At 73.5% G+C, this 19,778-nt stretch carries 15 protein-coding genes; 7 read left to right on the top strand and 8 right to left on the bottom strand.

Annotation, left to right across the window (positions count from 1 at the left end; all coding sequences use genetic code 11):
- Nucleotides 1–83: 83 nt before the first annotated feature.
- Nucleotides 84–1,589, bottom strand: a complete 1,506-nt coding sequence (locus tag IE244_RS30520; protein ID WP_191876786.1) for an MFS transporter — start codon at nucleotides 1,587–1,589, stop codon at nucleotides 84–86.
- 169 nt (nucleotides 1,590–1,758) lie between these two features.
- On the opposite strand from IE244_RS30520, the gene IE244_RS30525 reads away from it, so the two are divergent.
- The 5 genes from IE244_RS30525 to IE244_RS30545 all read left to right on the top strand — a co-directional run bounded on the left by IE244_RS30525 (nucleotide 1,759) and on the right by IE244_RS30545 (nucleotide 6,187).
- Nucleotides 1,759–2,103 (top strand): ArsR/SmtB family transcription factor, encoded by a 345-nt coding sequence (locus IE244_RS30525; RefSeq protein ID WP_191876787.1) that lies wholly within the window; start codon nucleotides 1,759–1,761, stop codon nucleotides 2,101–2,103.
- Between the two features lie 6 nt (nucleotides 2,104–2,109).
- A complete protein-coding gene (locus IE244_RS30530; protein WP_191876788.1) occupies nucleotides 2,110–2,637 on the top strand; it encodes an SRPBCC family protein in 528 nt (175 codons plus the stop codon).
- 966 nt (nucleotides 2,638–3,603) lie between these two features.
- The gene (locus IE244_RS30535; protein ID WP_191876789.1) at nucleotides 3,604–4,455 is read left to right on the top strand and encodes an SDR family NAD(P)-dependent oxidoreductase; all 852 of its coding nucleotides are present in this window, start codon (nucleotides 3,604–3,606) and stop codon (nucleotides 4,453–4,455) included.
- A gap of 6 nt (nucleotides 4,456–4,461) precedes the next feature.
- Entirely contained in the window at nucleotides 4,462–5,409 is a 948-nt protein-coding gene (locus IE244_RS30540) for a DMT family transporter (protein ID WP_191876790.1), read from the top strand.
- Between the two features lie 34 nt (nucleotides 5,410–5,443).
- Nucleotides 5,444–6,187: a polysaccharide deacetylase family protein gene (locus IE244_RS30545; protein ID WP_191876791.1), complete on the top strand. Its 744-nt coding sequence runs from the start codon at nucleotides 5,444–5,446 to the stop codon at nucleotides 6,185–6,187.
- A 208-nt stretch (nucleotides 6,188–6,395) separates the two neighbouring features.
- On the opposite strand, the gene IE244_RS30550 is transcribed toward IE244_RS30545, so the two are convergent.
- Nucleotides 6,396–7,505, bottom strand: a complete 1,110-nt coding sequence (locus IE244_RS30550) for an MGDG synthase family glycosyltransferase (protein ID WP_444545079.1) — start codon at nucleotides 7,503–7,505, stop codon at nucleotides 6,396–6,398.
- Between the two features lie 182 nt (nucleotides 7,506–7,687).
- Here IE244_RS30550 and IE244_RS30555 point away from each other — a divergent pair, with 182 nt between their 5' ends.
- Nucleotides 7,688–8,503, top strand: coding sequence for a YhjD/YihY/BrkB family envelope integrity protein (locus IE244_RS30555; RefSeq protein WP_191876837.1), 816 nt, complete (start codon nucleotides 7,688–7,690; stop codon nucleotides 8,501–8,503).
- Here IE244_RS30555 and IE244_RS30560 read toward each other — a convergent pair.
- The 5 genes from IE244_RS30560 to IE244_RS30580 all read right to left on the bottom strand — a co-directional run bounded on the left by IE244_RS30560 (nucleotide 8,500) and on the right by IE244_RS30580 (nucleotide 15,533).
- The gene (locus tag IE244_RS30560; RefSeq protein WP_191876792.1) at nucleotides 8,500–11,325 is read right to left on the bottom strand and encodes an NHLP bacteriocin export ABC transporter permease/ATPase subunit; all 2,826 of its coding nucleotides are present in this window, start codon (nucleotides 11,323–11,325) and stop codon (nucleotides 8,500–8,502) included. The two genes, IE244_RS30555 and IE244_RS30560, sit on opposite strands and share 4 nt — an antisense overlap.
- Nucleotide 11,326: 1 nt before the next feature.
- Complete coding sequence (locus IE244_RS30565; RefSeq protein ID WP_191876793.1) at nucleotides 11,327–13,546, bottom strand: NHLP family bacteriocin export ABC transporter peptidase/permease/ATPase subunit; 2,220 nt, start codon at nucleotides 13,544–13,546, stop codon at nucleotides 11,327–11,329.
- Nucleotides 13,543–14,349 (bottom strand): HlyD family efflux transporter periplasmic adaptor subunit, encoded by an 807-nt coding sequence (locus tag IE244_RS30570; protein ID WP_191876794.1) that lies wholly within the window; start codon nucleotides 14,347–14,349, stop codon nucleotides 13,543–13,545. Before IE244_RS30570 ends, IE244_RS30565 begins: the two co-directional genes overlap by 4 nt.
- Nucleotides 14,350–14,448: 99 nt before the next feature.
- Nucleotides 14,449–14,664 (bottom strand): type A2 lantipeptide, encoded by a 216-nt coding sequence (locus IE244_RS30575; RefSeq protein WP_191876795.1) that lies wholly within the window; start codon nucleotides 14,662–14,664, stop codon nucleotides 14,449–14,451.
- Between the two features lie 455 nt (nucleotides 14,665–15,119).
- Nucleotides 15,120–15,533: a PaaI family thioesterase gene (locus IE244_RS30580; protein WP_191876796.1), complete on the bottom strand. Its 414-nt coding sequence runs from the start codon at nucleotides 15,531–15,533 to the stop codon at nucleotides 15,120–15,122.
- 184 nt (nucleotides 15,534–15,717) lie between these two features.
- Here IE244_RS30580 and IE244_RS30585 point away from each other — a divergent pair, with 184 nt between their 5' ends.
- The gene (locus IE244_RS30585) at nucleotides 15,718–17,193 is read left to right on the top strand and encodes a S1 family peptidase (RefSeq protein WP_229854424.1); all 1,476 of its coding nucleotides are present in this window, start codon (nucleotides 15,718–15,720) and stop codon (nucleotides 17,191–17,193) included.
- A 258-nt stretch (nucleotides 17,194–17,451) separates the two neighbouring features.
- Here IE244_RS30585 and IE244_RS30590 read toward each other — a convergent pair whose 3' ends face one another.
- Nucleotides 17,452–19,602 carry a SpoIIE family protein phosphatase gene (locus IE244_RS30590; RefSeq protein ID WP_373305795.1) on the bottom strand — a complete coding sequence of 717 codons (2,151 nt, stop codon included), beginning with the start codon at nucleotides 19,600–19,602 and terminating at the stop codon, nucleotides 17,452–17,454.
- Nucleotides 19,603–19,778 lie beyond the last annotated feature (176 nt).

Here is a 19,778-nt window from a genome sequence, read left to right on the forward strand (position 1 = left end):
GCCCGCACGCCCCCCCGTGGCAGGGCGAGGGGCCGCCGTCTCCCTGCTGGCGGCGGCCCCCCGGGTCCGGGCGGGTCCGGCGGTCACATGTGGACGACCGGCGCGGCGCTCGCGTCCTGCTGCGGCACCCCCCGCCGGTAGAACAGGAAGGTCAGCAGCGCGCCGGCGGCGAAGAAGCCCGCGGACCACCAGAAGGCGGTCGTGTAGCTCTCGATCGTCGCCTGCGCCCGCACCAGCTTGCTGGTGGCGTCCCGGCCGGACAGGTAGTCGGTGGCGGCGCTCGCGGCGAGGGTGTTCAGCAGGGCCGTGCCGATCGAACCGCCCACCTGCTGCATGGCGTTGACGGTCGCCGAGGCCACGCCCGCGTCCTCGGCGGCGACCCCGCCGGTGGCCAGCTGCATGGCCGGCGGCATGACCAGGCCGAGGCCCACGCCGATCACGATCAGCTGGGGCAGCACCGCGCTGAGGTAGTGCGAGCCGAGGCCGATGCCGGTCAGCCAGGCCATGCCCGCCGTGGCGACCGCGAAGCCCAGCGGGATGACGGTCTTCGGGCCGAGTCGGGGTAGCAGGAGCGTGGTGCCCACCTGCGCGGTCACCATCAGGGCGCCGACCATCGGCAGGAACGCGACGCCGGTCTTCGTCGGGCTGAAGCCGAGGTTGAGCTGGAGGTAGTAGGTCAGGAAGAGGAACACGCCGAACATGCCCGCGCCGGTGATCAGCACCGCGAGGAAGGAGGCCGCCCGGTCCCGGTCGAGCAGGATGCGCAGCGGCAGCAGCGGGTGCGCGGCCCGGGTCTGCCACCAGGCGAAGGCCGTCAGGAGCGCTCCGCCGGCGATCAGGAAGCCCCAGGTCAGCGGCGAGCCCCAGTCGTGGGTCTCGGCGTTGGAGAAGCCGTAGACCAGGGAGAACAGGCCGGCGGCCACGAGCACCGTGCCCGGCACGTCCAGCTTGGCGTTCGCCGCGTCGCGGTGGTTGCCCAGCAGGATCCAGCCGCCGGCGAAGGCGACGACCGCGATGGCCACGTTCACGTACAGGGTCCAGCGCCAGTCGAGGGCGTCGGTCAGCACGCCGCCGAGCAGCAGGCCCACGGCACCGCCGGCGCCGGCGATCGCGCCGTACACGCTGAAGGCGCGGGCCCGTTCCCGGGCGTCGGTGAAGGTGGTGTTGAGCAGCGACAGCGCGGCGGGCGCGAGCAGTGCGCCGAAGGCACCCTGCAGGGCACGGGCGGCGACCAGCATGGTGAAGCCGTTCGCGGCACCGCCGAGCGCGGAGGCCGCGGCGAAGCCGACGACGCCGACGAGGAAGGCGGGCTTGCGGCCGAAGAGGTCGGCTATGCGCCCGCCGAGCAGCAGCAGGGAGGCGAAGGCGAGGGCGTACGCCGTCACGATCCACTGCCGGTTGCCGTCGGAGAAGCCGAGGTCGGTCTGGGCGGACGGCAGCGCGATGTTCACGATCGTGGCGTCGAGGACGACCATCAGCTGGGCGACGGCGATGACCGCGAGGATCCACCACCGCCTCGGCGAGGCCGCGCCGTGCTCGATCGCCGCGGCCTCGGCTCGGGAGCCCTCGGCCAGGGTCTTCTGGGACATGGAGAACCACTCCAGGGGAAGTCGTTCGCAAACAGCCCGTAAACGAAACTGTTTCGTACACGTCGAGCCTAGAACACCTCCAGCGAAACGGCAACGTTTCGCTTGTTTTGAGTTCGGTGCGACGTGTATTCCTTGACGGGCATATAACTGTCACGGCATATTCGCTGGTATGTCCGACGCAGTGCTCTGGTCCGCCCTCGCCGACCCGCACCGGCGGGCCATCGTCGCGCTCCTGCGGGACCGCCCCCGGTCCGTCGGAGAGATCGTCGAATCCTGCGGACTGAGCCAGCCCAGCACGTCCAAGCACCTGAAGGTGCTCCGCGAGGCGGGTCTGGTCCGGGTCAGCCAGGACGCGCAGCGCCGCGTCTACGCCCTCGACCCGGCGCCGATCGCCGCGCTCGACGCCTGGCTGGAGCCCTACCGCAGGCTGTGGAACCGCAGCCTGGACGCCCTGGGCAGGCGCCTCGACGAAGCGCCGGACGACCCCCCGCACCCCCCGCCCCAGAAGGACTGAACCACCATGCCCGTCGACCTCACCGGCACCTACCTGACCCTGGACGACGGCCGCCCCGCCGTCCGGTTCAGCCGCACCTACGACCACCCCGTGGACCGCGTCTGGCGGTTCGTCACCGACCCCGACGAACTCGCCCAGTGGTTCCCCTCCCGCGCCGAGATGGAGCTGCGTCCCGGCGGCACCATCCGCTTCACCGGCGACCCGGACATGCCCGAGTCCACCGGCCGGGTACTCGCCGTCGACCCGCCCCGGCACCTGTCCTTCGCGTGGGGCGGCGACGAACTCCACTTCGACCTGGAGGCCGTCGGCGCCCGAGGCACCCGGTTCACGCTGACCGACGTCCTCGGCGCCGCCGACACCGCCGCCCGCAACGGCGCCGGCTGGGAGGTGTGCCTCGCCGCGCTGGACGCCAAGGTCCGCGGCGAGCGTTTCGAGGGCCCGCACGCCGGGCCGAGCGCGTCCTGGAAGGCGTTCTACGACGGTTACCTCGGTGCCGGTGTGCCCTCCGGCGCGCCCGTGCCCGGCCTGGACTGACCGGCGCCGGAGCGCACCGCCGGGCATCCGCGCCGAGCGACGGCGGCCGCACCGGTCGGCTCGCGGACCGCCGGGCCAGGGCCGCGGACAGCGCGCCGGACCCGCCGGAGCCACCCGCACGCCCGGATGGCCGCCCGGGCACACGAGGAACGCGGTGCTTCCCACGCACGCGTGCCGGCGCGGAACTCGCCCGCCGTGTTCCTGAGCACCGGACCCGGCGCGGGAAACCGGGGTCGTCCCCGTCCGCTCAGCACCCAGGAGGAGACCAGCCGCCCACAGGCCCGCCGTGCCGCATCCTCGGCGAGTTCCGCAGCCCCGTGTCCCGTCCGCCGCGTCGGCGTGCAGCGGCAGGACGCGGTCGTGGCCGCGCGGCACGTCGTACCGGCGGACGCGGGAGGCCGCGATCGGATCGTGCGGCCCACCGCGGTCCGGTGCGCGCTCGCCCGCGGCCGGTCCCGGCCGTGGGGCGGGCCGGGTCCCACCACCGGCGGTCCGGACGGGCGCCCGACCCGTGACTGCTCCACGTCTCACCTGGATCGACCGGTCGCGCAGGGGCAGGCCCGCGTCGAGCGCCGCGCGCGCCACGCCCCTCCGCTCCCAGAGGCCGAAGGTCCTCGGGCGGCTGGATGCCGAGGGTCCCGGCATACGGCCGCCGGCCCCGGAGCCGGTCCGCCGACCGGCGTTCCACTCGTCGGCGCAGGCCGAGGGGTGGCCGTCGGACCGACCGGATCCGCATCGCCCATCGGCACCTCGGTGTACGGACCCTGCTCCCGCACGGGCCCCGCGTGGCGCCACCAGTCCGGGCCCGCACGCCGGCACTCCCCGGATCCGTCCTCGCCCGCCGCGGGCGTGCGGCGCGGTCCCGCCGTGCGCGGAGTTTCAGTGTGTGGCGCCCTGGATACACCGCGAGGGTTCGGCCCCGGAGTGCGCGAGCCCGTGCACACACGTCGCAGTGAGGTCGTCACCATGTCCCACCCCCCGCCCCCCGCAGGACCGCCGAACCGCACCGGGCCGGTCGCGACCTCCGCCGTTCAGGAGGGTTCCGTCCTCGGATCCGGGACTCCGGCCGACCGGACCCGCACCGCCCTGGTGACCGGCGCCTCCTCGGGCATCGGCGCCGTCGTCGCCCGTCGGCTGGCCGCCGAGGGAGGCTGGCGGCTGGTGCTGAACGGACGCGACGCCACCCGTCTGGAGCAGGTGGCCGCGCAGGCCGGCGCGCTGGCCCTGCCCGCGGACCTCACCCGGCCGGGCGCCGACCGCCTGCTCACCGACCTCGTCCTGGACCACGCGGGCCGCCTCGACCTGCTGGTGGCCAGCGCGGGTGTGGGCTGGGCCGGCGACTTCACCGGGATGCCGCACGCCCGCATCGACGAGATCGTCGGCGTCGACCTGCTGGCCACGCTGCACCTCGTACGCGCCCTGCTGCCCCACATGGTCGCGGCCGGTTCCGGGCGCATCGTGCTCATCGGGTCCGTCGCCGGCAGCTTCGGCGTGCGCGGCGAGGCCGTGTACTCCGCCGCGAAGGCCGCCCTGGCCGCCTTCGCCGACGCCCTGCGCTACGAGCTGCGCCGCACCGGGGTGGGGGTCACCCATGTGGTCCCCGGCGCCGTCGACACGCCGTTCTTCGAGCGGCGGGGCGCCCCCTACACCCGGGCGTGGCCGCGGCCGGTGTCACCCGAACGGGTGGCCGACGCCGTCTGGAACGCCGTCCTGCACGGTACGGACGAGGTGTACGTCCCCGGCTGGCTGCGCTTCCCCGCCCGGGTCCGCGGCGTGGCGCCCGGGCTCTACCGGCGGCTCGCCGCCCGCTTCGGATGAACCGCCATGACCGCCGTCACCGTGCTGCTCGCCCTGCTCGCGGCGCTCTCCAACGCGTCCGCCTCGGTGCTGCAGCGCCGGGCCGCCGTGCAGGAGCCCGACCAGGGCGGCGGAGCGGGCGCCGCGCTGCGCCGGCTGACCCATCTGCTGCGACGCCCGAACTGGCTGGCGGGCACCGGGCTGCTGGCCCTGTCCAGCGTGCTGCAGGGCGGGGCGCTGGCCACGGGCAGCCTGTCCCTCGTCCAGCCCCTGCTCGCGGCCGAGCTGCTGTTCACGCTGGTCGTGGGCAGCGTCGTCTTCCGGCGTGCGCCCGACCGCCGGACCTGGCTGGCCTTCGCCGCCCTCGCCGTGGGGCTGGCCCTCTTCCTCGTGGCGGCCTCGCCGTCCGCCGGCCGGCCCACGGCATCGCCCCGGTCCTGGCTGGTGGGCGGCAGCGGCGCGCTCGGTGCCGTGGTGCTGCTGACGGTGGCCGCCCGTCCGACGAGGGGTGCCTCCCGGGCCGCGCTGTTCGGGCTCGCCTCGGCCGTGTCCTTCGCGACCACCGCGGCCCTGCTGAAGGAGGCCGTGGGGCAGCTCGGCCAAGGGCCGGGCGCGATGTTCGGCCACTGGGCGCTGTACGCCACCGGCGCCGCCGGACTGGTCGCCTTCCTGCTGCTGCAGAGCGCGCTGGGCGCCGGGTCCCTGACGGCCTCCCAGCCCGCCCTCACCCTCGGCGACGCGGTGACCAGCGTCATCCTGGGCTGGGTGCTGTTCGACGAGGTGATCCAGCTCGGGCTGCGCGTGATCCCCGAAGTGATCGGCATCGGACTGATCGGGGCGGGCAGCATCGGACTCGCCCGCGCCTCGGACGACGGACAGGAATGGGACACGCACGTGCGGGACCGCGGGGACCGCGGGGACCGCAAGAGACGTCACCCGAACCGTGCGCACCGACAGGACGCCACACCCCCGTGAGCGGGCGCCCACCCACCAGGAAGGCGGTGCAGCGATGCCCCCGACCTCCGGCCGTAACTGGCGCAAGGCGGCCCTGCTGCTGCCCGTCGGGGTCGCGGCCGCCCACATCGGACCGGCGGCCACCTGGCTCCCCGGCGTACGGCTGCTGCTGTTCCCCGGGCTGTCCGGCACCGGCCGCGGCCGGCACGTCGCGCTGACCTTCGACGACGGCCCCGACCCGGAGGCCACGCCGTACTTCCTCGACGCGCTGGACGACGTCGGTGTGCGGGCGACGTTCTTCGTGCTCGGCGAGAACGTGGTGCGTCATCCCGCGCTGGCCCGGGAGACCGCCCGGCGCGGACACGAACTCGCGGTCCACGGCTGGACGCACGACCGCCCCTGGCGCCCCGCCCCCGTCCGGGACGCCGAGCAGGTGGCCCGCACCGTCCGCGCGGTGCACGACATCTGTGGGCACCGGCCCCAGTGGTACCGGCCGCCGTACGGGATCCTCACGTCCGGACGCTGGCTGGCGGCCCGGCGGGCCGGGCTGCGAACGGTGCTGTGGTCGGCCTGGGGCAGGGACTGGACGGCCGACGCCACCCCCGCGTCCGTGCGGACCCTGGTCGCGGCGGACCTGCGGGGCGGCGGCACCGTCCTGCTGCACGACTCCGACCGGCTCGCGGCCCCCGGCTGCTGGCGCTCGGCGCTCGGCGCCCTGCCGGCCCTCGTGGAGGGCTGCCGGGAGGCGGGACTGGCGGTCGGCCCGCTCCGCGACCACCGACCCTTTCCGGCTGAGTGACCGGCCTCGCGTGGTCCCCGACGGCCCGTCCGCCTCACCGCGGCGACCGACCCGCCCTCGGTGGCGGTCCGGGCACGCCCGACACCACCGCGCGATATCTGGTCAGGTTCGCCGCGGGCCGGGCCGGAGGCAGTCGCGTCCTCGTGTCACCCCGCACCATCGGCCCGGTGCGTCGGCGGACAGTGCCGGGAGGCCGCGTGTCCCCGCGTCACCACCCGGCCGCCCACGCCATCGGGTCGTCCCGGAACAGCGCGTGCCCCCGGGTCACCCGTTCCCTGCGTTCCCGGCCGTCCTCCGCGAGCCGGTCCAGAGCCGCCAGCAGGGTGCGCCCGTCGGGGGCCAGTTCCGCGAGGCCGAGCTCGGCCATGCGGCGGACCCCGTCGACCCCGTGGCCGGGCAGCGGCCGGTAGCCGATCACGGGCAGCCCGGCGGCCAGGGCCTGGACGGCGGTCTGGCCGGCCGCGTTGTCCAGCAGGGCGTACGCGGCACACAGCAGCCCGGGCATGTCGTCCACCCAGTCCAGGGCGAGCACCCCCGGCACCCGGGCCACCCGCGCCCGCAGCCGCGCGTTGCGCCCGCACAGCGCCACCGGCAGATAGCCGGCCCCCGTCAGCAGCCGGGCGGTGCCCCGTGCCCGGGACGCCGCGCCCCAGGCGCCGGCGGACAGCAGCACCGGCGGGCGGCCCGGTGCCCGCCCGGCGAACCGCTCACGCCACCCGGCCGCACCGGGCGCCGACACGTGGAACTGCGGCGCGACCGCCGGACCGGTCGCCACGGCGGGCCTGCCCAGTGCCCGGCGCACCTCGGCCGCCGCCCCGTCGGTGAGGCACAGGTACTGGTCGTTGCCCGGATGCAGCCACTGCCGGTGCACGGCGAAGTCGACGAGGAAGACGGCGCTCGGCACCCGCAGCGCGCCCCGGGCCCGGAGATGACCGGTGAGCTGCGCCGCCAGGTGGAAGACGGACACCACCACGTCGGCGTCCAGCCGCCGCACCAGGTCCGTCAGACGTTCGGCGGCGAGCCGGGCCAGCGGCACCCCGCTCGGGCGCGGCACCCGGCCGCCGCGCAGGAACGCGCCGTACACACCGGCGTACACCCAGGGAAAGTGCCGCACCGACGCCTGGTACGAGCGGCGCAGCCCTCCGCCCAGGCCGTACGGCAGCAGCCGCAGCACGTCCGCCACATGCGGCTCGTGGCCGTGCGCCGCGGCCCGGCGCGCCAGTTCGGCGGCCACGGTGTCATGACCGGCCCCCATGCCCGCGCTCAGGATCAGCGGGCGCCGCCGATCGCTCGGCACGGCCTCTTCCGGGGAGGGCAGCCCGGCAGGAGTACGCACGGGTTCCGATTCTCCGGTGGGCACCGCCCGCAAACCGCTCACCCCGCCACCGTGTCACCGCCGGGGCGGGCCCGCGACACGGCACCGGCGTGAGTTGCCCGGAGCGCGCCGGGGTGGATGAATCGGCACTGGAGAGCGAGTGGGCGGCGAGCACGGGAGGAGCCGTGAGGCGGTGGCGGCGCGGCCTGCACCGCGCTTGGGAGTGGCTCAGGGCCGGGGCCCTGTTCGAACACGGCCGTGAGCTGGAACTGATGCACCGGGCCATGGGGTTCGCCACCCTGGCCCTGGTGACGCTGGCACCGCTGCTGATCGTGGTCGCCGCCGCCGACCCCCTGGTGCGGGGCGGATTCGCCTCGTGGCTCACCGACGGCATGGGCCTGTCCGGCCGGTCCGCCCATGTGATCACCGACGTCATCAGCCCGCCGCGCAACGTCATCGGCACCACCAGCGTCTGGGGCGGTGTCCTGCTGGCCGTCTTCGGTGTGTCCTTCGGCGGCAGCGTGCAGAACGCCTACGAGCGGATCTGGAGTCTGTCCTCCGGCCCCTGGCACCGGGTCTGGCGACAGGCGACGTGGCTCGTGGTGCTCACCGCCTACCTCTACCAGGAGGTGGCGACCAAGAACGCCCTGCACGGCGGCCAGCGGATCGCCCTGTCCACGATGAGCGGCGTGCTGTTCTTCTGGTGGGGACAGTGGTTCCTGCTCGGCGGCCAGATCCGCTGGCGCTCGCTGTTCCCGGGAGCCGTGGCCACGGTCGTCGGCCTGGCGGGCCTGCGGGCCTTCTCCTACCTGGTCTTCACCCCGCTCAGCGTCACCAACGCGCTCAGTTACGGTGCCGTCGGAACCGTGCTCGTGGTGGAGTCCTGGCTCATCGGGGTCGGGTTCGTCATCTACGGCGGCGCGCTGTTCGGCCGCTGGTTCTGCGAACACCACTGGATTCCGCACCACGACGACCGTCCGCGGGACGACGACACCCCCTAGGCCATCTGCCGGCGCACCAGCTCGTGCAGCCGGCCCGTGGTGTCGGCGAGCAGCTCGGCCGGGGTGCCCTGCTGGACGACCTTGCCGTCCTCCATCACGATCACCCGGTCGGCGTCCAGGACCGTCGACAGACGGTGCGCGATGACCACGCGGGTGGCGTTCAGCTTGCGGGTGCTGTCGATGACGATGCGCTGGGTGTCGTTGTCCAGGGCGCTGGTGGCCTCGTCGAAGAACAGGATCCGCGGACGCCGGATCAGGGCCTGGGCGATCATCAGGCGCTGCCGCTGGCCGCCGGAGATCGCCCCGTTGCCGGCCACGATGGTGTGCAGGCCCATCGGCATGCGCTTGATGTCCTCCGCGAGACCCGCCAGCTCCGCCGCCGCCATCGCCTCCTCCGGCGTGTACGGCTCGGTGCCGCAGATGACGTCCAGGATGGAGCCGGTGAACGGCTGCGCGTGCTGCAGCACGACCCCGCACTGGCGGCGCACCGCCGACTGGTCGAGTGCCGAGAGGTCCTGGCCGTCGTACAGGACACTGCCGGAGACCGGCTTGTCGAAGCCGATGAGGAGCCGCAGCAGCGTGGACTTGCCGCAGCCGCTGGGGCCGACGACCGCCACGAACTCGCCCGGCCGGATGGCGAAGGACACGTCGTCCAGGACGAGCGGGCCGTCGTCGGCGTACCGGAAGGACAGCCGGCGGGTCTCGATCGCGCCGGACAGCGGGCCCGGCCGGGTGCTCGACGTGCGCACCTCGGGGGTCGCCTCGAAGACCGGCTTGATCTCCTCGAACAGCGGCAGCGCGGCCACCGCCGACACGAAGGAGCCGGTCAGCTGGGTGACCGAGGTCAGCACCATCGTCACCGAGGTGTTGAAGGTGAGGAAGTCGGCCGCCGACATCGCGCCCTTGGCCGGGCCCGCGAGCAGCATGAACATCAGCAGGGTGCACACCGGCAGGTAGATCCCGCCGAGCACCGTGGTGAGGTTCTTGATCCGGCCGACCTTCTGCTGCAGCTCCCGGCTGTGCGCGAACTCCCGGGCCCAGGCCGCGTAGGCGTAGTTCTCGGCCGCCGCCACCCGCAGCTTGGGCAGGCCCCGCAGGGTCTGGAAGGCCTGGTTGTTCAGTTTGTTGCCGAGCACCACAAGACGACGCTGCCAGCGCACCTGCCACAGCCCGAGCCCCAGGAACACGGCCGCGATGACGACGAGCATGCCGATCGCCGCCATGGCCATCGACGGGCTGTACCAGAACAGCAGGCCCAGGTTCATCGCGCCGACGGTCACCGACTGCGCGACCACCGGGCCGACGCCCGCCAGCAGCCGGCGGATCGCGCTGATGCCCATCGCGGCACTGGCGAGTTCACCGGTGGAGCGCTGGGTGAAGAACCGGGTGGGCAGCCGCAGCAACCGGTCCCATACGGCCGGCTGCAGCGCCGCCTCGATCCGGCCCTCCAGGCGCAGGATGGACAGGTTCTCCAGCAGCGTGAACGCCGCCGCGACCACGCCGCTCACCATCACCGCCAGGCACACCTGGACGATCAGGCCCGTCTGCGCCGTCGGCACGTACTCGCCGAGCACCTTGCCGGTCGCGACCGGCACCAGTGCGCCGATCGCCACCGTCACCAGGCCCGCGAGCAGCAGCGCGGACAGGTCGCCGCGGGTGCCGCGCAGGCTGAACCGCAGCAGGCCGAGCGGTGAGAGGCCCCGGTCGGGCAGCGGCCGGTAGAACATCACCGCGCGCGGCTCGAACTCCTCCGCGTTCGCCTTCTCGATCGGCGTCTCGCGCCCCGTTCCGGGGTGGACGGCGACATAACCGCCGCGCCGCCACAGCAGGGCGACCGGCGCCCCGGACAACGCCCGGTGCCCGACCAGCGGGCCCACGTTCTCCCGCCACCAGCGCCCCTGCAGCCGTACGGCCCGGGTGCGCACCCGGGAGGCGAGCGCCACCCGCTCCACAGGATCGAGGCGTTCGCTCTCGGTGCCGCTCTGCGCCGGCTCGGCGAGCGTGATCCCGGCCGCCTCGGCGACCAGCTTGCAGGCCGCGTACCCGGCATCCGCGTCGGCCGCCGTGGTCCGGCGGGCCGAGCGCTTGCCGATGGACGCCAGCAGCGTCTGGTTGGCCTGGGCGCGCACCGCCTCACCGGCCTTGATCCCGGCGGCCGTGCGGGTCTCGTGGGTGCGCTCCAGCTGCTCGATCCACCGGTCCAGCGCGGTCAGCAACCGGTACTGCTGGTCCACCATCGACTGCCACAGCGCCGGGTCCATCAGCAGGTCGGCGGCGGCTTCCGCGCCGTACAGCGAGCCGTACTGGACACTGCCCGGCGGTACCTGCATCCAGAACACGTCGTCGTCGGTGGGCGTGGCCGCCCGCTCCTCCGCCATCGGCGCCTGGAACAGGACGGACAGGCCGCGGCCGACACCGAGCGCGACCGCGTACTCCAGCGGGCTGGTGGCCGGCGGCACGTACTGCGGGTTGCCGTACTCGTCGTACGACCAGGTCTGGGTGTTCGCGGGCTGGTACAGCTCGCGCAGACTGATCCGGTGCACCACGCAGTCCCGCACCGGGCGGGCCACCAGGGTGTGCTGGGGCCCGGCGACCGGGCCGAGCAGCAGCGCGCCCGCCTCCAGCCGGCCCAGGTGGTGCCAGTGGCCCTGCTGGCCGGCGTCCACCGCGAACAGGTCCAGCGCGCCGGCCGCGACCAGCCACAGCACCTGCGGGCCTTCGAGGTCGAGGCGGTTGAAGCCCGCGCAGTCGACCCGCGTGCCCAGGGAGCCCAGGGCACCGAGCACGAGGTCGCCGTCGTATCCCTCCTGAACAGTCGTCATCTCATCGCTCCCTGACCAGTGCGGCGTACGCGCCACCGCGCGCCACCAGCTCCTCGTGGCGCCCGCGCTCGACGACCGTGCCGTGCTGCAGCACGACGATCTCGTCGCTGTCGCGGACGGTGCTCAGCCGGTGCGCGATCACCACGCAGGCACAGCCGCGCCGGCGCAGGTTGTCCATCACGACCAGTTCGGTCTCCGCGTCCAGCGCGCTGGTCACCTCGTCCAGCACCAGGATGCTGGGCCGGCGCACCAGCGCCCGCGCGATCTCCAGCCGCTGGCGCTGCCCGCCGGAGAAGTTGTGGCCGTCCTGCTCGACCCTGCTGTGGATACCGCCGGGCCGGCGCGTCACCACGTCGTACAGCGCCGCGTCCTTCAGCGCCTCGACCACGGCCTCGTCCGGGATCGACGGGTCCCACAGGGCGATGTTGTCGCGGACCGAGCCCTCGAAGAGGAACACGTCCTGGTCGACGAAGGAGACGGAGGCGGCGAGCGCGCCACGCGGGATGTCCTCGAGGCGGCGGCCGTCGATACGGATCACCCCGTCCCACGGGGTGTACAGGCCGGAGATCAGCCGGGACACCGTGGACTTGCCGCTGCCCGAGCCGCCGACCAGCGCCACCTGCTGCCCGGGGCCCACGGTCAGGTCGAAGCCGGTCAGCAACGGCTGGTCCAGCGGGCTGTAGCCGAAGGTGACGTTCTCCAGCTCGACGTGCCCGTGCAGTCGGCGCGTGGAGTCGGCACCCCCGGGGCGGGCGTAGAGCGGGTCGGCCTGGAAGTTCTCCACGTCCTTCAGCCGGGCCACGTCGGCCGCGAAGTCCTGGATGCGGCCCGCCACGCCGTTGAGGCGGGTCAGCGGCGCGGTGAAGCGGGTGACCAGCGCCTGGAAGGCGACCAGCAGACCCACCGAGATATGCCCCTCGACCGCGCGCAGGCCGCCGATCCACAGGATCAGCGCGCTGTTGAAGGTGGCGAGGGTGGGGGCGACCACGCCCAGCCAGGCGCTCGGCACACCGAGCCGCTGCTGTTCCTCCAGCGTGGTGGCGTGCTGCCCGGCCCACTTGCGGAAGTAGCCGTCCTCGCCGCCGGTGGCCTTCATCGTCTCGATCAGCTGAAGACCGGTGTACGAGGTGTTGGTCAGCCGTGCCGTGTCGGCCCGGAGCTTCGCGGTACGGGTCGCGCGCAGCCGTACCACCAGCCGCATGGCGACCACGTTCAGCAGGGCCACGCCGATGCCGACGCCCGTCAGCTGCGGGTCGTAGGTGTAGAGCAGCACCGCGTACAGCACGACGACGATGGCGTCCACGCCCGCCGCCGCGAGGTCGCGGGCCAGGGTCTCCGCCACCTGGTCGTTGGACTGCAGGCGCTGCACCAGGTCGGCGGGGGAGCGCTGGGCGAAGAACGTCACCGGCAGCCGCAGCAGATGGCGCAGGAACCGGGCGCTGGAGAGGGTGGAGGAGATGATCCGGCCGTGCAGCAGGTTGGCCTGCTGCAGCCAGGTCAGCACCAGCGTGAGCAGCACGCAGGTGGCCATCGAGGCGAACAGCACGCCCAGCAGGGAGGTCTGGCCGCCGATGAGGAACGTGTCGATGTAGGTGCGGCTGAGCGCGGGCACCGCGGCGCCGACCGCGACCAGCAGGAGACTGGCCAGGACGGCGGCGGGCAGGGTGCCCGCGGTGCCGCGCAGCCGGGCCGGCATCGCGCCGAGCACGCCAGGCTTGCGCCCGCCGTTGGTGAATCCGTCGCCCGGCTCCAGTACCAGCACCACACCGGTGAAGCTGCCGTCGAACTCCTCCATGGGCACGAACCGGCGGCCCTTGGCGGGGTCGTTGATGTGGACGCCCCGGCGGCCGAAGCGGCGGCCCATGCCGTCGAAGACGACGTAGTGGTTGAACTCCCAGAACAGGATGGCCGGTGCCCGCACCTCGGCGAGTGCGGCCAGGTCCATCTGCATGCCCTTGGCGGTGAGGCCGTAACCGCGGGCCGCCTTCAGCAGGTTGGAGGCGCGTGAGCCGTCGCGGGAGACACCGCAGGCGATACGCAGTTCCTCCAGCGGGACGTGCCGGCCGTAGTGCGCGAGAACCATCGCCAGCGAGGCGGCGCCGCACTCGACGGCCTCCATCTGGAGCACGGTGGGCGTACGGACCGTGCCGCCACGGGGCTTGGGGACCGGCCGTTTGGCCGGGGCGGCGCGTCTGCGGCCGCGTTCCTGTGTGGTGGTCACGGGAGCAGCCAATCGACGGGACGCTGGTCGGCCAGCTTGATGGAACCGGAGGCGAGTGTCATGGAGTCGAGCCGGAACGGCGGTCCGTCGGTGGTGGACCAGCGATAGCCGCTCTTCGTGTCCGGTGCGGCGTCGAGTGCCACCAGGACGGCCACCGGGCGGCCCCTGCGGGTGAACTGCTCACCGAGCTGGCTGTCGCCGAGGAACGCGGAGATCGACTGGGCGGACTGGGCGGTGCGGTCCACGGACTTCACCCGGCCGCGCAGCACGCCGTACGTCTGGGTCGGCACCGAGGAGACGGTGAGGTCGACGGAGGCGTGCGCCGGGATGGCGGCGGCGTTCTCGGCGGGGACGTACACGGTCGCGTACAGCGGGTCGGAGGCGTGGGCGGCCTTCTCCACGGCGGCGACGTTCGTGCCGGTCTGGATGATCTGCCCGATGGTGGCGGCGAGCGTGGTGACGCGGCCGGCGGCGACGGTGCGGACCACGGAATCGCCCTGACTCGTACGGACCTTGAGGACGGGCGCGTTCGCGGGCAGCCGCTCGCCCTGTCTGGCGAGGACGGCCGTCACCTGGCCGGACACCGGGCTCTGCAGCAGATAGCTGCCCTGCCCGTGGGTGAGGACGGCCGGTGCGCTGACCGTGGAGGCGACCGAACCGGTCACGGCCCAGACGGAGGCCGCCGCCATGACGACGACGGTGACGCCCAGGGCGAGCCAGCCCTGCGGCCGGGCCAGCCGCACGGGCAGGTCCAGCTCTTCGGGCGACTGGAGCTTGGCGAGGGCCTGTTGGCGGAACTGCACGGGACTTCCCTCACCTGTGGGGGAGACGCTGCTGTTTCAGGGCACCGGCAAGTCCCGGAGCCGAGGGACGGCTCCGGGACTCGACGACGCAAGGCGCGATCAGAGACCGGCGACCAGGTCGGTGACCGGCTGGACGTTCAGGCCGGTGACGCCCTGGACGGTGCCGATGGCGGTGTTGGCCACGCCGGAGACCGGGGCGATGCCGTTGACGGCGCCGGTCACGGTGTTGAGGGCGTTCACGGACAGACCGCCGGAGACGTTGTCCAGCTCGGCGTCCGAGATCTCGACGGTCTCAACCTGGGGGGTGGAGTTCATGGTGGAACTTCCCTTCCTGATGGGTATTTCACAAGGGGGGAGCGGCCCCCTCTGGGGACAGACGGACGGCCGCGACCGCGGGAGGCCGGGCCCCTGTCTCCAGGAGCCCGCCGCAACCCCCGCGATGCGATGGATCAAAGCACGCAGGCGGGGCGCGCTTCCAATCAACCAGGGCTCTCACCTGCGCACTTGATGGGCGCGAGAGTTCATCCGTGCAGGCGTGCGCACGCCGTGTCGGCGACTCCTTCACATGCGGCACGGCTTCGGTGCGTCCGGCCCCTTGCCTGCCGGTCGGCGAATCCGGCACTCCTCGCCAATGGAGTGCCGGGGGGCGCGCGGATGTGCAGATCCCCGGTCGGCAGTGACTTGGTTGAGTATTCAATGTGTAGATTCCCTGAAGCAGGGATTCCACATCGTGCCCGGAGCGGACCGTTACTGATCGGTAGCGGAACGTGTCAGCCCAGAATCGCGTACACCGTGCTCGCCCGGGCCGCGAGCGCCCCCGAACCGGCGTCGCTCATCGTGATGTCGGCGAACGCCATCCGGCGGCCCAGCTTCGTCAGCACCGCTTCGATCCGGACATCGGAACCGGTCACCGCCCGCTGGAACGACGTCGACTGCTGAACCGTCGTCATCGGCACGAAGCCGCCCCGCGCGGCGGACACCGCGATCACCGTCGCCGTGTCGGCGGCCGCCATCAGCGCCTGTCCCGACATCCCGCCGCCCTCCCGGGCCAGCCGCTCGGACCAGGGCAGTCGCAGCACGGCCCGGCCCTCGCCCACCGCCTCGACGGTCAGGGCGAGATCGAGCACCCACGGGGCGAAGTTCACGGAGAGGATCTTGTCGGCTTCGGCGGGGGTCATCGTCATATGGCGGATTGTTCCCGGCCGCCCGCCATGACACGCGGAGCATGGCCGATTCGCCCGCCCGGTACGGCCGTTGGGAAACGGAATTGAACACACCGCGCGGCCGGCGCGTACGTACGGCCATCCAGGCGCCCCGAAACGAACTGCCCGTCAGTGGCAGACCCCCGTCCCCAGGAGGTCGAGAAGTTTGAGTCACAAGCGAATGCCCAAGCGCAAGGTCGCGATAGCGGTGGGCGGTGTCGCGGCGCTCGGAGCAGCGGCCATCCTGCTGCCCAACGCCAACGCGTCGCAGGACAACGGCAACCAGGCCGCGGGCGTCACCGGCAGCACGAAGACACTGAAGGCCACCCAGGCCTCGAACCTGGCCGCCCAGCTTGAGAAGGCCCTCGGTGACGCCGCCGCCGGCGCGTACTACGACGGCGCCAAGCAGCAGCTGGTCGTCAACGTCGTCAGCGGCGACAACAACGTGATCGCCCAGGCGAAGAAGGCCGGCGCGGTCGTCCGTCAGGTGAAGAACAGCACCCGTGCCCTCAAGAGCGCCGCCGGCACGCTGAAGACCAAGGCGACGATTCCCGGTACCTCCTGGGCCGTGGACCCGCGCACCAACAAGATCCTGGTCACCGCCGACTCCACCGTCACCGGCGCCAAGTGGAACAGACTGCAGTCGACGGTGCAGAGCCTCGGCTCCGGCATGGCGACTCTGAAGAAGTCGGCCGGCAGCTTCAAGACCTTCGTCTCGGGCGGCGACGCCATCTTCTCCCAGACCCAGCAGGGCGGCGTGCGCTGCTCCCTCGGCTTCAACGTCACCGCGTCCGACGGCAGCCCCGCCTTCCTGACGGCCGGTCACTGCGGAGTCGCCGCGAAGGACTGGTCCGACTCCCAGAACGGCCAGCCGATCGCATCCGTCGACCAGGCCAAGTTCCCCGGCAACGACTTCTCGCTCGTCAAGTACACGGACGCGAACACCCAGGCGCCCAGCGAGGTCAACACCGGCAACGGGCAGACCGTGCAGATCACCCAGGCCGCCGACGCCACCGTCGGTGAGACCGTGTTCCGCATGGGTTCCACCACCGGTCTGCACGACGGCCAGGTCACCGGGCTCGACGCCACCGTCAACTTCGCGAGCGAGACGAACCCCGGCGGCACCGACACCGTCAACGGCCTCATCCAGACCAACGTCTGCGCCGAGCCCGGCGACAGCGGCGGCTCCCTGTTCACCCAGGACGGCGGCGCTGTCGGCCTCACCTCCGGCGGCAGCGGCGACTGCACCAGCGGCGGCGAGACCTTCTTCCAGCCGGTCACCGCGGCCCTGCAGGCCACCGGCGCGACACTCGGCAACGGCGGCAACGGCGGCAACGGCGGCAACGGCGGCAACGGCGGCAACGCGGGCAACGGTGCGGGTGACCAGTCCGGCGCGGCCGACCCGTCCGCCTCGGCGGGCGACCAGTCCGGTGCGGCCGACCCGTCCGCCTCGGCGGGCGACCAGTCCGGTGCGGGTGACCAGTCCGCCTCGGCCGACCCGTCCGCCTCGGCCGGTGACCAGTCCGGCGCCGGTGACCAGTCCGGGAACGGCGTCGGCACCGGCGACCAGTCCGGCGGCGGGAGCGACCAGTCCGGCGCCGGCTCGGCGACCGACGGGTCGTCCCTGACCAGCACGCGCTGAGAGCTCCGTCGGCAGAGCAGCGACGGGGTGGGTGCCGCGCCGGGCCGTGTTTCGGCAGCGGCACCCTCGTGGCCGGTCGCGTCCACGCGGCCGAGCCGCCTGTCCGGAGCCCCGCGCCCCGCAGGGGCGCTGCCCCACCCCCGTCTCCCCGCCGGCCTCACCCGCGGTTCCGGCCGACGGGGAACGGCCCGGCCCTCCGGCGGGAGGGCCGGGCCCCACCTCGGTCCGGACCGGCTGTGGCCGTCCCGGTCGGTCGCGTCACGGCTCGGCGTGGGCCCGCAGCAACAGCACTGCCACGTCGTCCACCCGCTCACCGGTCGCCGCGCTGTGCCGGACCACGTCGTCCGCCAGTCGCTCCAGCGGCCGGTCGCCTGTCTCCGCCAGCAGTTCGCCGAGTCCGGCCAGCGCGTCCTCGATGTCGATGCCGGGGGCCTCCACCAGACCGTCGGTGTACAGCACGAGCACCGAACCGGGAGCGAGATCCACCTCGGTGGTCGGATACACCGCGGCCGCGCGAATCCCGAGCAGCGGGCCGCCGGCCAGATCCAGCACCCGCACCCGCCCGTCCGGCCGTCTCAGCAGCGGCGGCGGATGTCCCGCCCGCGCCATCACCGCCCGCCCGCGCACCGGGTCCAGCCGCAGATACAGACAACTGGCGAACAGCTCGGCCCCCAGGTCGATCAGGAGCCGGTTGGTGCTGCTCATCACCTCGTGCGGCGCCTGCCCGACCGTGGTGTACGCCCGGACACCGGTACGGATCTGCCCCATCAGGCCCGCCGCGGCCACGTTGTGCCCCTGCACGTCCCCGATCACCGCCGCCGCCAGCGGCAGCGTCGGCACCAGGTCGTAGAAGTCGCCGCCGATGTCCATGCCTTGCGTGGCCGGTACATAGCGGGCGGCCGCCTCGATGCCGGGCGGCGGCGCCAGCGAGTGCGGCAGCAGAGCCTGCTGGAGCCCGTGCGCGAGCCGGTTCTTCGCGTCGTACAGCAGGGCCCTTTCCAGCGCCTGCGCGATCAGCCCGCCGAGAGATGTCAGTACGGCCCGCTCGTCGGCCGGGAAGGCATGCGGCTCCGCGTACGCCAGCACACACGTGCCCACCGGCCGCCCGGACGCGATCAGCGGCAGGTACGCCCAGGCCGCGAAGCCGTCCGGGGACTCGTACCTTCCCGGATACAGCCGCTCCAGCTGCTCCCGGGAGTCGAAGAACGCGGGCACCCCGCTGTGCAGCGCCTGGGTGCCGGGGGTCCGCTCGGTCAGCGGCAGGCCGTGGAACCGCTCCGCGGTGTGCGGATCGGGATACCCGCGATGCCCCAGCACGTGCAGCCGACCGCCCTGCGAGCCGAGGATCATCATCGCCTGGCTGCCCACCGCCGCAGCCACCTCGCTCCAGACCAGCTGCACCACGTCCTGCACCCCGACCGCCTCGGTCAGCGCGCCCGCGAGGCCCAGCAGCTGGGAGATCGTCACCAGCCGGGACGGGGACGCGCCCGCCCGCGGGGTCCCGCGCGCCATCTCCGCCACCGCCCGGGCCCGGCTGATCCGCACGCTCAGCCCGGTCGTGCTCGGATACATGCGGAACGACAGCCACTCGCCCGGTGGGCGCAACGCCACGAAGGACGTCACCTGCTGGCTGAGCAACGCCCCGCGGTACCGGTCCTCGTACATCGGGTCGTTCAGCCACGGCACCGACACCCACGGCAGCGTGCCGAGCAGTTCCCCGACCGGTCTGCCGAGCAGCTCGGCGGCGGCCGTGTTGAGGAACCCGATCCGGCCGTGCAGATCCAGCGACACCAGCCCGTACGGCAGCCGGGACACCATCCGTGCCGCCTCCACCGAGCCCAGGGTGTCCGCCACGCCCGCCACCGGCTCCGTGATCACGTCGGTCTCGTGTCCGAGCGGCCGGTTGTCCCGGGCGGCCCCCTCCAGACGCAGCGCCAGCCGGTCACAGGCGGCCCACAACTGGTCCCGCTCCGCGTCGGACAACTCCGGCGCATGCGCGCCCGGCCAGGTGACGAACACCGCGCCGTACAGCCGGTGCTCCGTCGCCACCGGCAACGCGGCCAGTGAGAACGGGTACGCCAGCACCACCGCGATCCGCGGATAGCGGCGGGCCATCTCCTCCTCGCCGCCCACCCACACCAGCCGCCGCTCGCGTGCCGCGTCGGCGACGGGGATCGGCGCCCTCAGCCCGACCCGCTGCCAGGGCGCCGCGAAAGCGCGGGGCATCCCCGCCATCACCGCCATCTCCAGGACCGGCTCGTCGGGCCTGAGCAGGTACACCGCGCCGGAGTGCGCGCGCACCGCCTGCATCATCGACACCAGGGCAAGCGACAGCACCGGCTGGACGGCAGGCATCCCGTCGGCCGCCGGTACCGGCCCCGGGCCCGGCCCGTCGGACACGCCGACCACCTCCTCGTACGGCCGTGTCGCGCATCCCGGGGACAAGATTCCCTCGCGGGGGCGCGCCGCGCACGGCGAGCGCCCCGGCCACGGGCCGCGGTCCCCTCGTGGCGGATGCCTCCGGATACCCGCTTCGCCCGTACCCATGCCCGAGTGCCGGATGCACGCACGGCGTACGGGCGCCT

It is taken from the genome of Streptomyces filipinensis (genome assembly GCF_014649495.1).
In the GTDB taxonomy this organism is placed as follows: Bacteria; Actinomycetota; Actinomycetes; order Streptomycetales; family Streptomycetaceae; genus Streptomyces; species Streptomyces filipinensis.